We start from the raw sequence: 16,472 nt of genomic DNA, 5'->3' as shown, positions 1-16,472 counted from the left end.
TTAATAAATCATCCAGGTATTCTGAAAACGCATGGATAAAATTCGCCACGTACCCTCGCTCCAGGGGTTGCAGGCGCTGGTCGAAGTCGCCGATTCGGGCAGCTTTACCCAGGCAGCGCAAACGCTGTGCCTGACCCAAAGCGCGGTGAGCCGCAAGATTCAACAACTGGAAAGTCACTTCGACGTCGCCCTGTTCGTCAGGAGCAGTCGCAGCCTGCGCCTGACACCCGAAGGCGAACAGGTGCTGGCCAGCGCGCGCAACATCCTCGAGCAACTGAAAACCCTCGAAGACCGCATCGCCCCGCAGAAGCGCCCGTTCCGCATTCGCATGCACGTGTCGCTGGCGGTGCGTTGGTTGCTGCCGAAACTGAGTGATTTCTATCGCCATCACCCGGAGGTTTCACTGGCTATCGAAACCGTGGCCACGGAGGTGGTGGAACCGGCCAGCGACAGCGATGCCTACATCCTCTACTTGCCTGAGCCGTCCGGTGCCCCGGATTGCCTGACCTTGTTCGAAGAAGCGCTGGTGCCGGTGTGTGCGCCCGGCCTGGCACTGGCGTCGCTGGAAGAACTGGCACGCTTTGCCCTGCTGCATCGCTCGGCGGACAAAAATGACTGGAAGCATTGGTTGGCCGCCAACGGCGGCAAGTCCCTGGAGGACTTTCGGCACATCCCTTTCAACCTCGACGAACTGGCTCTGGATGCCGCCGCGCGGGGACTGGGCGTGGCCATGACCGACATGACCCTGGCGGGCGAGTCAATCGAACGTGGCGTGCTGCACATCCCGTTCGGCCAGCCGTTGAAGACCCGCGGGATTTACTCGTTGTGCCTGCAACCTTCGGCGGCTTCGCATCCGGCGTGCGAGTTTGTTATGCAGTGGTTTGCCCAGCAAGCAAGTTAGATCCTGCAACCTGTGGGAGCGAGCCTGCTCGCGAATAAGCCTGCACATGCAACATTGATGTGACTGAGACACCGCTTTCGCGAGCAGGCTCGCTCCCACAGGAGTTGCGCGTAACCTCAACACTCAGTCGTCTTCATGCAACTTGATTCCCCGCGCATGCAGCAGATGCGGCACCACCAGCACCAGCAAAGTCAGGCCCATGAAAAACGCCGAGATCGGTTGGGTGACGAAGATCATCCAGTCGCCCTGGCTGATGGACAGGGCATTGCGCAGTTGTTTCTCGGCCATCGGCCCCAGCAGCATGCCCACGATCACCGGCGCCACCGGGAAGTCGAAACGCCGCATCAGCACACCGGCCCAGCCAATGGCCAACATCAACAGCAAGTCGAAGGAAGAATGGCGCATGCCGTACACGCCGATGGTGGCAAACACCAGAATCCCGGCGTTCAGATACGGTCGGGGGATTTGCAGCAGCTTGACCCACAGCCCCACCAACGGCAGGTTCAGCACCAGCAGGATGACGTTGCCGATGTACAACGAGGCCACCAGCGTCCAGACCAGATCGGCGGAGGTCTCGAAGAGCATCGGCCCCGGTTGCAGGTTGTAGTTCTGGAACGCCGCCAACAGAATCGCCGCCGTGGCGGATGTCGGTATGCCCAGGGTCAGCAACGGCACCAATGACCCGGTCGCGCTCGCATTGTTCGCCGCTTCCGGACCGGCGACGCCTTCGATGGCGCCCACGCCTTTATTGGCGGAAAACTCTTTCGGATACCGGCTGAGCTTGCGTTCGGTGGAATAGGACAGAAACGTCGGGATCTCCGCACCACCCGCCGGAATCGAGCCAAACGGAAAGCCGATCAGCGTGCCGCGTAACCAGGCGGGCACCGACCGTTTCCAGTCGGCGCGGGTCATCCACAACGAGGTCAGGCGATGCCGGCCCTCCGCTTGTTCCTGTTGATAGAGCAGGCTGTACAGCGCCTCCCCCACCGCAAACAACCCCACCGCCACCAGTACCACTTCGATGCCGTCCACAAGTTCCGGAACGCCCAGGGTGTAGCGAGCAATCCCCGAGGTCGAGTCCAGGCCGATCATGCCGATAGTCAGGCCGACTCCCAGCGACGCAAAACCGCGCAGCATCGAGGCGCCAAGCACCGCCGACACCGTGGTGAAGGACAGCACCAGGATCGCGAAGTACTCCGCCGGCCCGAAGTTGAGCGCCAGTCGGGCCACAACGGGGGCGAACAGGGTCAGCAGGATCGTCGCGATGGTGCCCGCCACAAAGGACCCAATGGCTGCCGTTGCCAAGGCAGGCCCTGCCCGGCCATTGCGCGCCATGAGGTTGCCTTCCAGGGCCGTGACCATGGAAGACGATTCGCCCGGTGTGTTGAGCAGGATCGAAGTGGTGGAACCGCCGAACTGCGCACCGTAATAGATCCCGGCGAACATGATCAGCGCCCCGGTGGGATCGACCTTGGCAGTGATCGGCAACAGCAACGCCACCGTCAGCGCCGGCCCGATGCCCGGCAACACACCGATGGCGGTGCCCAGCAAGCAGCCAATGAAACCCCACATCAGGTTGATCGGCGTCAGCGCCGAGGAAAAACCCGCCAACAGGCTTGAGAGAATATCCACGCAGTCGATCTCCTTCGCCCTCAGATCCAGGCGTTGACCAGCGGCGGCAGGGAAACCCCCAGCCCGGCGTTGAACAGCCAGTAGATCGGCAAGGTCAAGGCAATGCCGATGGCCAGGTCCCGCAACGGGTAACGGCTGCCGAAGCCCCGTGCGGAAAAGGCGAACAGCAGGCCGGCGGCCAGCACGAAACCGATCAGGTTGATCAGCAACGCCACGCCCACCAACCCGCCAGTCACCCAGGCCGCGCCGGATTTGCCGCCGGGGATCGCGCCATTGCCGCTGTCCAGTTCGCGAAAACCACCGGTGAACGCCTGGTAACTCAGCACTAGGCCCACCACGGCGAGAAACCCGGCGACAACATAGGGGTAAACAAAAGCCGGCAGAATCACGAAGCCCATCTCGGGCGGAAAGCGGTACGCCCCCACGGCCAGCACGGCGCCGAGGGCGATCAGCCCGAGGCCGATCGCCAATTGTGTCGGTACGATTGCGCGCACCCCGGCCATCTCAAAGCAGCCCGACCTTGACCAGCATCGCCCGCAGGCGCACGTGTTCTTCATCGACGAACTTGCCGAACTCGTCACCGGTCAACACGCTCGGCGTCCAGGCATTGGTTTGAATGTTGTCCTGCCAGACTTTGCTGGTGTTGGCCGCCACGACAGCGTCGGTCACTTCTTTACGCTGCTCGGGCGTCAGGTTCGCTGCGCCGTAGACACCGCGCCAGTTGCCGATGATCACGTCGTAGCCACTTTCCTTGAGGGTCGGCGCATCGATCCCCGGGACACGCTCGGGCGCACCGATGGCCAGCACACGGATCTGGCCGTTCTTGACGTATTGACCCAGCTCGGCATAGCCCCCGGTGAGCACCTTGATCTGGCCGCCCAGGGTCTGCGCGACAATTTCACCCCCGCCACCGGTGGCGATGTAATTGACCTTGTTGACCGGGACATCGAGTTTGCCAGCCAGCTCGGCGATGCCGATGTGGTCGATCGACCCCTTCGAACCACCCCCCCAGGTGATGCCGGGCGGATTGGCCTTGAAGTCCTTGATCAGGTCATCGAGGGTTTTGTAGGGCGACTCCTTGCGCACGGCAATCACGTTGTATTCGGTGAACAACCGGGCAATCGGCGTCACGTCCTTCAGGGTAATTTGCGGTTTGTTCTGTTCGATCCCCGCGACCATGATCGCGCCGACCACCAGCAGTGCATTCGGGTCGCCCTTGGTGCTGTTGGCAAATTGCGCCAGCCCCAGGGTTCCACCCGCGCCCCCTTTGTTTTCAAACGTCACGGATTTGGCCACGTTGGCTTCTATCAGGGCCTTGCCCAACACTCGCGCAGTCTGGTCATAACCGCCACCCACGGAGCCGGGGGCCATGAACTTGACGGTGTCCAGTGCAAACGCGGGGGTGGTGAGTGCGGCAGCGGTCATGCCAACGGCCAGGTAGCGACTGAAGCGGCGGAACAAAGCGGACATGGTGTATCTCCCTGGATTGTTTTTATTGGTGCCGTCTACCTGTCGAACAGTGGCGAATCCTGTTCGACGAACATCGGCCTGCGCATAAGCGTAGGACATGACTGCGTTTGTAGGAGCCGGCTGGCTGGCGATAGCGGTGAATCAGTCAACATTCATGGCACTGACACGCCGATATCGCAGGCACGCCGGCTCCTGCAGTTCAAGCGTTGCGGGCACATCCGACCAATAAACCCTCGATAATGCGTGTCATGGCCTAACCTCATAGGCTGGGTGACTAACAACCTGTCGGGCACGCCTATGCGCAATGCATTGAAGTGGATGATTGTCGTGGTTCTCGCGCTGTTCGGACCGAGCGACGCAATGCTGTCGGCGGCGCCGATGTCGGGTGCACCTGCCATCAGTTTTGCCCGCGCATCAGTCACTATTCCCGACAGCGATCTGCAAGACCTGCTGCTTCGGCTCAATAGCCTCAAACAGCAGGTTTCCCAAGCCAGCAATTACGGCCAATTGGAAGCCCCGCAGGATCAGGTCCAGGCGCTGATCCAGGAAATTGCCCGGTTGTCGGCACTGCTGCTGCCCGAACAGGCTCAATTGCAGTCGCAACTGAGCGTGCTGGGGCCCGCACCGCTTGGCGAGGCTGCGTTGGAGAAGTCCGACATTACCCGTCAAAGGACTGCCCTCACCGAACAGAAAAATCAGGTCGACAACAAACTCAAAACACTGGATACCCTCAAAAACAGCGCCACCGAACTGCTGGCCCAGATTGCCGTCATCCGCCGCAGCCTGCTGGAAACCGAAGTGACCCAGCAGACCCACAGCATCCTCAACCCCTGGTTCTGGGAACCGCTGTTCAATCCGCCAGAGGACGACCGCCAACGCCTTAGTGCCTTCCTCCAACAGATGGGCGCTACGCTCGACGCAGCCTGGCAACCGGGCCAGCGCTTCTACACCAGCATCCTGCTCACGCTGTCCCTGCTCCTGTGGTTTGTCGGCCACAGGCTGACCGATCGAGGGCTGACCTGGCTGTGCATTCATCGCATGCCTGAAGGTCGGCTGCGACGCAGTGCCCTCGCGCTGGCTTCGGTGCTCGCCACGGTGCTGGCAGCGTGGTTTGCCTTGCAGTTGCTGTTTTATGCCCTGACGCGACACCTGCCGTTGACGCCACAACTGGTGGGGTTTTCCCAGGATTTCGAAAAGATCGTTTATACCTGCGTGCTGATCACCGGCCTGAGCCGCGCCCTGCTGTCGACGAAACATCCTTCATGGCGGCTGCCGGCCATCGCCGATCCAGTGGCCGTGGCAATGAAACCCTTCCCGATCCGCCTGGCCTGGGCGTTGCTGATTCTGGTGGCGGCGGCGCAAATGACCAATGCCACCGGCATGAGCGCCCAGGTCGTGATCTCGGTCAGGGGGTTTGCCGCGCTGGTCATTACCCTCATGATCGGCGGACTGCTGTTGCACGTCAGCAAAACCCGCCGGGCCCTGGCCGCGACCGGGGCTGCCCCAGAAGCGGGCACGACGCTGGCTGGCGTGATCTATGCCTTCGCCAGCATCGCCGTGGTGATTTCCCTGCTCGCCTTGCTGATTGGCTACGTGTCCCTGTCGCGCTTCATCACCTACGAACTCGTCTGGTTGTTCATCATTTTTTCCGGTTTCTATTTGCTGATCCAGCTATTGAGGGACGGCTGCGAATACCTGTTCTCACCCCGGCACTCCACCGGCAAGGCCCTGAAGCAGCTGTTGGGTATTGGCGATGCGCGCCTGGACCAGATTTCTACCATCTTGTCCGGCGTCGGCCGGGCGATACTGTTTCTGATCGGTTTTATCACCCTGGTGGTAGGCGGGGTTGGATCGACGCTCGGACAATTGGCCTCCAATACATTGGCTATTCTCGGCGGCGAAGGCCTGCGAAAACTCAACATCGTCCCGGGCAACCTGCTGCATGGCGTGCTCTCCCTGATCATCGGCATTTACCTGATCCGCACCCTGCGCCGCTGGCTGGACAACGAGTTCCTGCCAAAAACCGAAATGGACCCCGGCATGTGTGCCTCCCTCAGCACACTGTTTTCCAATATCGGTTACATGCTGGTCATCCTGCTTGCGCTGTCATCGCTGGGCGTCCAGTGGACCAACCTGGCCTGGATCGTCAGCGCCTTGTCCGTGGGCATCGGTTTCGGCCTGCAGGAGATCGTCAAGAACTTCGTCTCCGGCCTGATCCTGCTGACCGAGCGCCCGGTGAAGGTCGGCGACCTGATCAGCATCAGCGGCGTCGAAGGGGATATCCGGCGCATCAATGTGCGCGCCACCGAAATACAACTGGCCGACCGCTCCATCGTCATCGTGCCCAACTCGCAACTGATCTCGCAGAACCTGCGCAACGTCACCCTCGGCGGCAGCGCCCAAGGGGTGGCGACACTCGAACTGATGTTCCCGCTGGACATCGACCCGGAACAAGTGCGCAACCTGCTGTACGACACTTATATCGAGCACGAATCCATCCTTGATAAACCGCCGCCATACGTGCGTTTCAGCCAGTTGAAACCCGAAGGCATCACCTTGACCATCACCGGGTATGTCAACAGCCCGCGTAACGTCGGGGCGATCAAGAGCGAGCTGTTGTTTGAGATTCTCAAGCGGTTGGGGGCTGCTGGTATTGAACTGGCGAAACCGCCACCGGCGGCGTGATTTGTGTTGGGTTGGGTTGGTGTACATATCCGTTGCTTCGGTAACGGCGACTTAGGGTTCCGCCCTTACGGCGGGTTACTTGGAAAAGCGCCAAGTAACCAAGCGCTCTTGCCCCACCACTCGGTGCCTCGCTTAGGCTCGGCATGCCCTCACTCCGGCATTGCTCCGTGGGTCGCCGCGATGGGCCATCCCTGGCCCAGCGCGGCTAAACCGGCGTCCTGCCGGTTTACCCACGGAGCAATGCCTGCGTTCGGCCAGCGTGGTTTAACGGGGCGCCCAGATCAAAAGCCAATGCGAGGCGGCCTGACAGCCGACCTGACATTGGCAGATGCCCTCGATCCCCTGTAGGAGCGAGCCTGCTCGCGATGGACGTGAACGATAACGCGTGCTGTCTGGATGAACGCGTTGTCTGGACGTTTTTCGCGAGCAGGGCTCGCTCCTACATTGGAATGCGTTCATCCGCGAAATCAGGTCGGCTGTCAGGCCGCCTCGCTCTGCTTTGGCCTTTGATCTTCTTGCCACCTCGAGAGGCCGAGTGCAGGTTCTGCGCAGTGGGCAAACCGGCATGGATGCCGGTTTAGCCGCGCCCGGCCAGGGATGGCCGATCGCGGCGGTCCCACGGAGCAGGACCGGAGCGAGGCACCGAACGAAAGGGGCAAGAGCGCTTGGTTACTTGGCGCTCTTCCAAGTAACCCGCCGTAAGGGCGAAACCATAAGCCGCCGTTACCCAAGAAACGGATATGTACACCTAAAGCGTGATACACACTCACGCCCCAGGTGCCTAAAGCATCAATGCGCGATGCACACCGACTTCAGCTCGGTATAAGCCTCGATCACCGCACGCCCGAACTCACGGCCCATGCCCGACTGCTTGACGCCACCGAACGGCATCGCCGGGTCGAGCAGTACGTGGGCGTTGACCCACACGGTGCCGGCTTCGATGCGCGGCACCAGATTCATGGCTTTGCTCAGGTCGTTGGTCCACAGGCTGGCGGCCAGGCCGTAGCGGTTGTCGTTGGCCAGGGCGATCACCGCGTCTTCATCGTCGAACGGCATCACACCCAGCACCGGGCCGAACACTTCTTCACGGGCCACGGCCATGCTGTGGTCGATATCGGCGAGGATCGTTGGCTGCACGAAGAAACCGTTGCCTTCCAGCAACTCACCACCGGTCACCACCCGCGCGCCTTCGCGGCGAGCCAGTTCGATGTGCTTGAGTACGCTCTGTTGTTGCTTGCGCGATACCAGCGGGTTGATCGCCGCGTCGCAGTTCATACCGGCACCGATCGGCATGGCCGATACCGCTGCTGCCAAGGCTTCGACGAACTGGTCGTGGATCGAGCGGTGCACGTAGAAACGCGACGCCGCGGCACACACCTGACCGTTGTTCAGCAGGCCGCCAAGAATCGCCCCTTGCACGGCTTTTTCGATGTCGGCATCGGCGAGCACGATCATCGGGTTCTTGCCGCCCAGCTCCAGGGAGAAGCGCGTCATGTTTTCCATGCACGCCACGCCCACGCTCTTGCCCACGGCGGTGGAACCGGTGAAGGACACTTTGCTCACCAACGGGTGCGAGGTCAGCACGCCGCCAACGGAAGCGCCGCCACCAGTGACCACGTTGAACACGCCCGCCGGAATGCCCGCTTCCAGCGCCAGTTCCGCCAGGCGCATGGCGGTCAAAGGAGTTTCCATCGCTGGCTTGATGATCACCGTGCAACCGGTGGCCAGGGCTGGCATCAGCTTCCAGGCAGCGATCAGCAGCGGGAAGTTCCACGGCACGATGCCGACCACCACGCCGACCGGCTCACGCTTGGTGAACGCGGTGAATTTGGCGCCCGGCGGCAGCGGGATCGACACGTCGAAGGTCTGGCCTTCGATCTTGGTCGCCCAGCCGGACATGTAGCGCATGAACTCCACGGTGGCGTTCAGATCCAGCGCGCGGGCCATGTTGATCGACTTGCCCTGGCTCAGGGTTTCCAGCTGCGCCAGCTCTTCGGCGTGCTCTTCCACCAGGCGGGTGAAGTTGAGCAGGATGCGCTCGCGGTCGGCCGGACGCAGCGAAGACCAGACACCGGACTTGAAGGCTTTGTGCGAGGACTGCACCGCTTGTTCGACGATTGCCAACGGCGCATCGAGGGTTTCGCACAGGGTCTGGCCGGTGGCCGGGTTGACTACGGCAATGGTCTCGCCTTCGGCAAACACCCACTGACCATCGATAAAGCAGCCGTGACGGCGTTCGAGGAAGGCAGCCACCTGGGGCAGGATTTCAACGTTGCTCATAAATCACCTCTCATTCGTTCAAATGTAGGAGCCGGCTTGCTGGCGAAAGCGTCTTTATGGGCGGTGCAAGACTCGATGCCGCTTTCGCTGCGGTGCGACGATTCGACAAGCCAGCTCCTACAGGGGTTTGATCAGCCAGATTCGGCCGCTTAGTGTTGTTCTTTGAGGTAGCACACGACCGCCTGACGATCGTCGGCGGACGCCAGGCCCATGTAGGGCATGTAGGTACCGGGCACATAGGCCTGGGGTTGAGTGATCAGTTGCTCGATGTTCTCGGCCTGCCAGTCGATGTTTTTGCTGCGCATGGCCTGGGAATAGTTGAAGCCTTCCAGTGAACCGGACTTGCGCCCCACTACGCCCGCCAGATTGGGCCCCATCATCCCGGCCGCGCTTTTCGACACCGAATGGCAGACCCCACATTCGTTGGCGAACACTTCGGCGCCACGGCTCTGGACCGGCGCGCAATCGGCAGCGACAGCGGCCTGGGCCAGGGTGAAGGACAACAATCCCATGAGGGGCAAACGCAGGGCGGTAAACATAAGGAATGACCTTGAAAATCCACGCGCTCGTCACGCAGACGAACGCCAACACAGAAAGCGCCGGGGCAACGGAACCCCGGCAGGTTGGAAAGGATTGTCGGTGGTCGGGCAAGCGCAGGGTTTGCGCTGCGTGCCAGTTGTGTTGGCGGTTCTGCCAAAACGCTCATTCGCGTTTCTTAAGTAGAAAAAGCTGTGGGGACGGGCTCAGCCGCTGCGCGGATAAAGGCTTCATCCAGAGTGCTTGCGTCGTAGCGACTCATGAATTCCTCACCTGACTTGAAAGGCTTAAATTGTTGCTGGCTGATCATGTAGAAACTGTCACAGTTGCCTGCAACTTCCTCGATGCTATGTGATGAAACCAGAATCGCCGCTCCCTCATTAGCAGCTCCACGGAGGCATTTCCAAATATAGTGCCTGAACTCAGGATCAACTCCCGCAGTTGGCTCATCAAGTATTACTAGATCCGCAACTACGGCCAGCAACGACAGAGTAAAGAACCAACGTTTTTCACCGTAACTACAAACAGACGATTTCTTGGTCCAGATTTCCTTATAACGCTCAATTATTTCCGGACTCCAGCGAGCAAGCTTCCTCAATGCCTGCTTTTGCGATACAGGTCGAGAAGAACAAAGCAGTGTAGTCATCTTAAAGATATCAAACATACGTAACACTGGCGGAGTCATGACCGTCTGCGAAAGATAAATCTGTGTATCATAACTATTGGAAAGCTGTCCCTTACCAGCTACTTTTAACCCACAAACAATATCAAAAAAACTAGTTTTACCAGAGCCATTTGGACCCAATAGGCCGGTGATAGCACCTGGAGCGACACTCATGTTTGCACCATTAAATATCATTTTTTCAGAATACCCGAAACAAAGAGACCTAGCCTTCAGAATACTCATCAATAACGGCTCCACACAGGATTAATACGCAAAAAGCGTAGCGACAGCAAAAAAATCGCAATAAACAACACAAAAATCCCGGACACTATAAAGTAGTTATTTTCAACCCCGCCAACCATAATACTATTGGCAAGACACAACGGATTCAACACATTAACAAGATCGATTACAGAGGACTCGCTTCGAATACTGAGAACTCCTAAAACCAGCATGACAAACGAGGTTACTGAAAAAACGGTATTGGCATTTTGAAAGCTCAATGGCAACAAACTTAACAAAATACCAAACACACTAAACAGCATGTAACACACATAAAAACGCCCAAGAATATGCAAAAACTCAAACACCTCAAACGGACCGAAAGAAAAGTATGTCAACCCGAAAAAAACAGCACAGTAAATCAATGCAATTAGCGAGTACGCCAGGTACTGCGCTAACATAAAAACTAATTTTGCATCCATTGTATAAATGAACGACCTGATAAATCCGCTTTCCCTTCTTCCTATGATATAAAAAGAAAACCCAAAAAAAGCGACACTCGAAGAAACATACGCATAAAACCAGGAAGTATTTTCTAGATAGCGGCTTGTAGAATGAGAAAAACCTCCCCTATAGTAAACAAGCAGGTAGTAAGTAGCGGCGGGTGAAATTATCATCCAAAAAAGCGAAACAGGTTCCTTTAGCTGTTCCTTTACAAACAACCACGTGAGCGCAAGAGATCTTTTCATGGTAAGTATCGGCATAGATCACCCTTCTACGGAAATGGGACCATAGTATTTTTTCGATCAGTTAATATCTGACCAATAAAACTCTCAGAGTACTTATTACTGATGTTTATGTTTTTAGAATTATTCATGTGCAAAAACAGATCAGGAGACACAAATTTACAAAAATAATACAAACTATCGTTTATGGTTACTGTATTCACATAGAGATAGCCGTCAACCCCCTGCTCTTCGAGCTTCAACAGAAGACCGGTCAAGCTAAAATCAAGTATTGATTTTTGTGTCGCACCTTGACCAACCTCTATCGAAGTCACCTCTTTAAATGTCTCATATGTATTACAACTCAGAAAGTAACTCAAATAAGGATCCTCAACCTCATCCTCATCACTTTCAATCGCCTTAAACAAATCAACAAACCTATAAGTTTGCCACAATTCATAGATTGATTTTTCTAGCGAGTCACTGAGTGTTCCTGCATATGACATTCCAGCGCAGTATTGAACATGGCGTTTTTTATTCTCTTGACCATAAACCGTTAACAAGCACACCCCGGGATACCCTGGATCAGAAATATCGATAACAGCGAGTTCACCCGACTTACTAAGTGCATCGTACAACGCTTTAGCACGGCTTCCATCCAAGGCCGCTTTGGTATCATTATCTGAAATTAGACCAGAGCATTTTTTTGTCATCCAGAATTTTGTCAGAAACTGCCTCTCCAAACTTTCCTTTATCGCCCCAAAAGCGGCCTTCTCAAAACTCCAGTGAAAACTGCAACCACACGTGTCTCGCAGTGGGTATATTACATTCTCACTTTCGATCCCACGATAATTAAGAGAAATACATGCAGTAGGTATGTAACAGCTAGAAAAATCCGATGTTCGATACACCTTTGTTAAATTAAACAAATGACTGGAAAGCTGTGCCGAGGTTAGATTACTGTCATTAGTTTGAGAGAAAGCATACAAAAATTGATCAGCCTCTTCTGCCCTCAAAGAAAAATTGATATCCCCGACTGTATCTGACTTCACCTCCATATAAAAATGTCGTCTTTCGAAATATTCGCCCAAGGCCGATTTTATGGAGGAGGAACCGTTTCCTATTCCAGATCCTCCATTCAGCCAGGAGTCTTCAACTTCAACGGAAGACGGAAAAGACAGTAGGCAGGCCGGCTGACAAATCAGAGCACCGGGCAACGTTGGGAAGTGAGGAGGATTATAAAGAATCATATTTCTCAGCAATGAAGTGGACACACACTGGAAAAAATAGCGCTGGATTAAGGCCTATAGCCTTATTTAGCATTGTGTCGGTGTAAGCTGACCATAATCGGCACTGCAACCCCAACTGTTTGGCTGGCAGCTCGACAAGCATGTATATAGATCCAATTTCCATCAAGGCAAGCCGATATCCACGATACCTGTACTTAAAAAGTGTCTTAGGTATATAGACCGCGTAAACCACTGCAATACTTGGCGCACCAATACTTCCTGGAGCAGACAATATCGCTTGTTTCAGCGCTGCTATTTCTTGAGTGCCCTGCACCACCTCAAAACTTCTTGACTGTGGTAGCAAATGTAAGATTTTCTCTGGACAAGGCCAGCTTTCATTGTTTTCCATAAGCGAGCAAATAAAAATTTCAGCCGGGTACAGCGCGCCGCCGCTCGGATATCCCCTTTTGTAGCTCATCATATCTGGGGACAAAATAGGAGATATTAATTTTTCAATTATAGAAAAATCAATATTTGCACTTGAGAAAGTCTCACACGAATCATTACGGCAGATAGTCGTATCCGGATAAATTTCCGGACAGATAGGAAACGTCAAATCCATATCCGGGTAAAGCCTCAACTCATTCCCAGTAAGCTGTAAAAGTTGTTGATCACTGAACCCATGAAGTTGAGTAGCATGCTTAAATGCATCATGGATCGTGTAATTCCCCTTTGCATGGAAATCTAGGGTCTCCGCATGAACAACTGGATCCATGAATTTTAGATAATAATCATGAGGAATATATTTCATTTTTCCAGCCTCAAACAGTCACACATATACCAGTGAGAAGTCGAAACATCTCTCACAAAAGCACCATTGAAATCGACATGAGTTTCTTGGAGTATATTATCTTGATAGCGACGTTCAGCATCGGGACTTGTTAAAAGCTTTATTTTTTTGATCAGCGCCCCTACTACTAATGATCGTTGAAGGACATTCAATGGATTTACTGGCACCGCAATATGTTTGCTTTTGCAAAATCTCAGGAGCTTCGACCAACTATTTTTGCTTGCTTTATAGCCTTCATAATTCATCAACCTGTCTATATTGCAAAAATGACACGGACTCCCAACCCTCGGCAAATACGGTTGACTAATACAATAAGAGCTACCCGTGCGATAACCAATACTAATCGCACTTCCAGGCGCCACATCAGCCAAATTGAAATATATTTCTTTAATACGATCGTAATCATAATTTTTGCAAAGAATAACAATATAAAAATTTTTACCTAATACGCTATCTGATAGCGAATCCAAGCTTTCGCAAACCTCAAGAGGGGTAGTTATTTCACACTTTAGCAATCGTTCTAGATCTGAATCTTCGCCCCAATCATGTGCAACGACAGCTTTTTCAAAGTAGAGATCATCTGTGGCCTCCTTGATTGAAATTGTTTTCTCCAGAAACTCATATGCCGCATCTGGATTTAGGCCATGTTCCGACAACATATCGCTAAGCTCAGCTTTAGAAATACTTCTATAGCTTTGCAATTTACTCAACGCTGCCAACAACGACAGCGAATTTATTTTCGACACCCCTCTCTTGGACACCAACAGGTTTTCAGAAGTAAAATTTAGTATTTCGTAGCTTTGTATATTTAGCTTCATGGAGTTCCCTTCCAAGGCTTTTCTAGTCAAGACCAGAAAAGCCTTATTCATTGAAATATTAGTCGTTGTCGGACGATACCGGGGTTATATTGTTCCCTCCACACCCGCCACTGCCGCCACTCCCACCTTTACAACCGCCACCACCTCCACAGCCGCCGCTACCGCCACAACCACCCGCACTACCAGAACCTCCAGCTATATGTGGGCACGAGCCGAAGTCAAACTCATCGCCAAAATAGAGAACTTCACCAAGATTTTCGCTTTTCATAATTTAGTTACTCACTATTAGAGGAAGTGCCACCCACATCAGGTGACGCCTTTATATTTATAATTTTTTCCAACTGGCAGCAAGCGACGGATTTTTCACTTGTAGGAAACTTCACTCAACCCCCCAGGATAGTTCCTACGAAAATCCAGGATTACGCGGTCATTCACCTATAGTTTAAATAAACACCGCAACATACGCTTCCTTTACAACCCCTTATATTAACTACACCTTTATCAAGACAACCATTAAACAAACTGAATAATGCTAAATCTAATAATCTGTAGGACGGAGTAGGAAGATTCTTTCATTTTCAAGTAACCACTCCTTGAATCAACCGATACTTAATTCAATAAAGCGACGAACGGTATATTTTGGTTAATGGGTACCACGATCGGGCCAAGAGTGGGCTGGATTTTAAAGGTGAGGATCGGGTCAACGCGTAGTTTGCGTTAGCGACCTAGGACAAGGGATGTCGTGTCTCTGCTTCAGAAGGACCGCTCTCGTAGGAGCTGCCAAAGGCTGCGAACTTTTGACCTTGATCTTCATGACCGCCAGGACGCCAAAAAATCGCGGCCTTCGGCAGCTTCTACAGAGAACGCGATTCGCCGATGCAAAGGCGCTACTCAATAAAAGCAGTAAAACCCTCCATGCCATCACCTCGCCACTCAATCTGGCATGCACAACCAACTTATTGGCAAACAGGAAAAAGGCCGAAAAATCCGCGGCCCTTAGTATCTAAAAAGACCGCAACCCTGCGCCTAAGAACAAGAACGGATGTCATGCCATGCTCAAGTCTCCCTTGCTTCGACTTTCCACGCTCGCGCTGATGATCAGTGCCGGGCAGGCCGGAGCTTATGAACTGTACTCAGACAGCGACACTCACCTGAACGCCACCCTGGAAGCGGTTTTCGGCATTTTCCATAGCCAGGAAAACTACGCGTTGTCGGGTCGTCTCGATGAAGGTTCGTCGTCGTGGCGCGAGGGTTACATCAAGTACGGTCTGGCCTTCGACAAGGGCCTGGCCGGTGTCGGCACCGCCTATGGCGCGGCGAATCTGCTGAGCTCCGGCACCTGGGGCGATGGCGATGCCGCCGGTTTCAGCGACGGCACGGAACGCACCACCAAGTTCGAAGATGCCTACCTCGGCTGGCGTTCGGCCGACCTGTTCCCCGTGCTGGGCAGCGACGGCATCGACTTCTCGTTCGGCCGCCAGAACATCGTGGTCGGTGACGGTTTCCTGATCGATGGCGACGCGCTGAACATCGGCAAGGGCCTGGCCGACGGCGAATTCAACCGTGGCGGCGCCTACTGGCTGGCCGCGCGCAAGGCGTTCGACGAGACCGCCGTGTTGCACATTGGCGGCAAGCAAGGCTGGCGTGGCGACCTGATGTGGCTGAAATCCGACAACCGCGCCCAGGCCAAGACCGAGATGTACGTCGGTACGCTGGAGCACGTGTCGGACATCGGCACGGTCGGCCTGACCTACATCGACACCACTGACGTCGATGAGCAATTCGCCTCGCCGATCCAGCTTGAACGCGACGGCATGAAGACCTACAGCCTGCGCGCCACCGGCAATGCCGGGGTGAAGGACCTGTTCCTCTCCGGCGAATACGCCAAGCAGGACAAACCCCACACTTCTGACGAAGACGCCTGGTATCTGGAAGCCGGCTGGACCTTCTCCGACGTGGCTTGGGCACCGTATGCCAGCTACCGCTACAGCCGTTTCTCGGAAAACTACGACACCCTGTTCTACGGTTTCAGCCGTGGTTTCGGCACCTGGTTCCAAGGTGAAGTGGCCGGCAACTATGCCGGTCCGTTCAACAGCAACGCGCGCATCCAGCAAGTCAAGTTCACCGTCACGCCGCTGGAGAATCTGACCGTCGGTGCGATGTACTTCAACTTCGACACCATCGACCGCAACCTGGGCAATGCCGACGGCCACGAAACGGACCTGTACGCCGAATGGCACGTCAACGACCACCTGAGCATCATGCCGCTGATCGGCCTGTTCCAGCCGGACAAGAGCGCCGACGAGGGTGGCACGCAGTTGGGCAACAACGACAAGAACCTCTACAGCCAGGTGATTTTCGCCACGACGTTCTAAGCCCCACACATTCCCTGTAGGAGCGAGCCTGCTCGCGAAAAACGTCCAGGCAACGCGGGCATCCAGACAGCCCGCGTTATCGTT

At 55.1% G+C, this 16,472-nt stretch carries 13 protein-coding genes; 3 read left to right on the top strand and 10 right to left on the bottom strand.

The window, feature by feature from the left end; translation table 11 throughout:
- Positions 1–31: 31 nt before the first annotated feature.
- Positions 32–901 carry a LysR family transcriptional regulator gene (locus LAB08_RS10610; protein ID WP_096512252.1) on the top strand — a complete coding sequence of 290 codons (870 nt, stop codon included), beginning with the start codon at positions 32–34 and terminating at the stop codon, positions 899–901.
- 123 nt (positions 902–1,024) lie between these two features.
- Here the strand turns inward: LAB08_RS10610 and LAB08_RS10605 are convergent, their stop codons facing one another.
- Genes LAB08_RS10605 through LAB08_RS10595 form a run of 3 tightly spaced genes read right to left on the bottom strand, consistent with a single transcriptional unit; the run spans position 1,025 to position 4,003 of the window.
- Complete coding sequence (locus LAB08_RS10605; protein ID WP_096512253.1) at positions 1,025–2,533, bottom strand: tripartite tricarboxylate transporter permease; 1,509 nt, start codon at positions 2,531–2,533, stop codon at positions 1,025–1,027.
- A gap of 20 nt (positions 2,534–2,553) precedes the next feature.
- Positions 2,554–3,036, bottom strand: a complete 483-nt coding sequence (locus LAB08_RS10600; protein ID WP_096512254.1) for a tripartite tricarboxylate transporter TctB family protein — start codon at positions 3,034–3,036, stop codon at positions 2,554–2,556.
- A 1-nt stretch (position 3,037) separates the two neighbouring features.
- Positions 3,038–4,003: a Bug family tripartite tricarboxylate transporter substrate binding protein gene (locus LAB08_RS10595; RefSeq protein ID WP_096512255.1), complete on the bottom strand. Its 966-nt coding sequence runs from the start codon at positions 4,001–4,003 to the stop codon at positions 3,038–3,040.
- Between the two features lie 297 nt (positions 4,004–4,300).
- Between LAB08_RS10595 and LAB08_RS10590 the strand changes: the two genes are divergently transcribed.
- Entirely contained in the window at positions 4,301–6,688 is a 2,388-nt protein-coding gene (locus LAB08_RS10590; protein ID WP_096512256.1) for a DUF3772 domain-containing protein, read from the top strand.
- A gap of 789 nt (positions 6,689–7,477) precedes the next feature.
- Here the strand turns inward: LAB08_RS10590 and LAB08_RS10585 are convergent.
- The 7 genes from LAB08_RS10585 to LAB08_RS10555 form a co-directional block, all read right to left on the bottom strand.
- Positions 7,478–8,968, bottom strand: coding sequence for an aldehyde dehydrogenase family protein (locus LAB08_RS10585; protein ID WP_096512257.1), 1,491 nt, complete (start codon positions 8,966–8,968; stop codon positions 7,478–7,480).
- A gap of 149 nt (positions 8,969–9,117) precedes the next feature.
- Complete coding sequence (locus tag LAB08_RS10580; RefSeq protein WP_096512258.1) at positions 9,118–9,507, bottom strand: c-type cytochrome; 390 nt, start codon at positions 9,505–9,507, stop codon at positions 9,118–9,120.
- A 176-nt stretch (positions 9,508–9,683) separates the two neighbouring features.
- On the bottom strand, positions 9,684–10,412 hold the full coding sequence (locus LAB08_RS10575; protein WP_096512259.1) for an AAA family ATPase: 729 nt from the start codon (positions 10,410–10,412) through the stop codon (positions 9,684–9,686).
- The gene (locus LAB08_RS10570) at positions 10,412–11,140 is read right to left on the bottom strand and encodes an ABC transporter permease (protein WP_254007514.1); all 729 of its coding nucleotides are present in this window, start codon (positions 11,138–11,140) and stop codon (positions 10,412–10,414) included. The genes LAB08_RS10575 and LAB08_RS10570 overlap by 1 nt, the downstream gene beginning before the upstream one ends.
- A 26-nt stretch (positions 11,141–11,166) precedes the next feature.
- Complete coding sequence (locus LAB08_RS10565) at positions 11,167–12,366, bottom strand: YcaO-like family protein (RefSeq protein ID WP_096512261.1); 1,200 nt, start codon at positions 12,364–12,366, stop codon at positions 11,167–11,169.
- Positions 12,353–13,156 carry a nitroreductase family protein gene (locus tag LAB08_RS10560; RefSeq protein WP_096512262.1) on the bottom strand — a complete coding sequence of 268 codons (804 nt, stop codon included), beginning with the start codon at positions 13,154–13,156 and terminating at the stop codon, positions 12,353–12,355. Before LAB08_RS10560 ends, LAB08_RS10565 begins: the two co-directional genes overlap by 14 nt.
- Positions 13,153–14,064 carry an McbB family protein gene (locus LAB08_RS10555; RefSeq protein ID WP_157755725.1) on the bottom strand — a complete coding sequence of 304 codons (912 nt, stop codon included), beginning with the start codon at positions 14,062–14,064 and terminating at the stop codon, positions 13,153–13,155. Before LAB08_RS10555 ends, LAB08_RS10560 begins: the two co-directional genes overlap by 4 nt.
- Positions 14,065–15,065: 1,001 nt before the next feature.
- Here LAB08_RS10555 and LAB08_RS10550 point away from each other — a divergent pair.
- Positions 15,066–16,388, top strand: coding sequence for an alginate export family protein (locus tag LAB08_RS10550; protein ID WP_096512264.1), 1,323 nt, complete (start codon positions 15,066–15,068; stop codon positions 16,386–16,388).
- Positions 16,389–16,472: the final 84 nt, after the last annotated feature.

This window comes from Pseudomonas izuensis, assembly GCF_002356535.2.
Lineage (GTDB): Bacteria > Pseudomonadota > Gammaproteobacteria > Pseudomonadales > Pseudomonadaceae > Aquipseudomonas > Aquipseudomonas izuensis.
The sequence above is the reverse complement of the archived record's forward strand: the minus strand, read 5'-3'. Positions and strand labels throughout refer to the sequence as shown.

What these genes read in the sequence shown, in the direction of transcription:
- LAB08_RS10610 (WP_096512252.1), top strand. Translation starts at nt 32, where the DNA reads ATGGATAAAATTCGCCACGTACCCTCGCTCCAGGGGTTGCAGGCGCTG.
- LAB08_RS10600 (WP_096512254.1), bottom strand. Translation starts at nt 3,036, where the DNA reads ATGGCCGGGGTGCGCGCAATCGTACCGACACAATTGGCGATCGGCCTC.
- LAB08_RS10595 (WP_096512255.1), bottom strand. Translation starts at nt 4,003, where the DNA reads ATGTCCGCTTTGTTCCGCCGCTTCAGTCGCTACCTGGCCGTTGGCATG.
- LAB08_RS10590 (WP_096512256.1), top strand. Translation starts at nt 4,301, where the DNA reads ATGCGCAATGCATTGAAGTGGATGATTGTCGTGGTTCTCGCGCTGTTC.
- LAB08_RS10585 (WP_096512257.1), bottom strand. Translation starts at nt 8,968, where the DNA reads ATGAGCAACGTTGAAATCCTGCCCCAGGTGGCTGCCTTCCTCGAACGC.
- LAB08_RS10580 (WP_096512258.1), bottom strand. Translation starts at nt 9,507, where the DNA reads ATGTTTACCGCCCTGCGTTTGCCCCTCATGGGATTGTTGTCCTTCACC.
- LAB08_RS10575 (WP_096512259.1), bottom strand. Translation starts at nt 10,412, where the DNA reads ATGAGTATTCTGAAGGCTAGGTCTCTTTGTTTCGGGTATTCTGAAAAA.
- LAB08_RS10570 (WP_254007514.1), bottom strand. Translation starts at nt 11,140, where the DNA reads ATGAAAAGATCTCTTGCGCTCACGTGGTTGTTTGTAAAGGAACAGCTA.
- LAB08_RS10565 (WP_096512261.1), bottom strand. Translation starts at nt 12,366, where the DNA reads ATGATTCTTTATAATCCTCCTCACTTCCCAACGTTGCCCGGTGCTCTG.
- LAB08_RS10560 (WP_096512262.1), bottom strand. Translation starts at nt 13,156, where the DNA reads ATGAAATATATTCCTCATGATTATTATCTAAAATTCATGGATCCAGTT.
- LAB08_RS10555 (WP_157755725.1), bottom strand. Translation starts at nt 14,064, where the DNA reads ATGAATAAGGCTTTTCTGGTCTTGACTAGAAAAGCCTTGGAAGGGAAC.
- LAB08_RS10550 (WP_096512264.1), top strand. Translation starts at nt 15,066, where the DNA reads ATGCTCAAGTCTCCCTTGCTTCGACTTTCCACGCTCGCGCTGATGATC.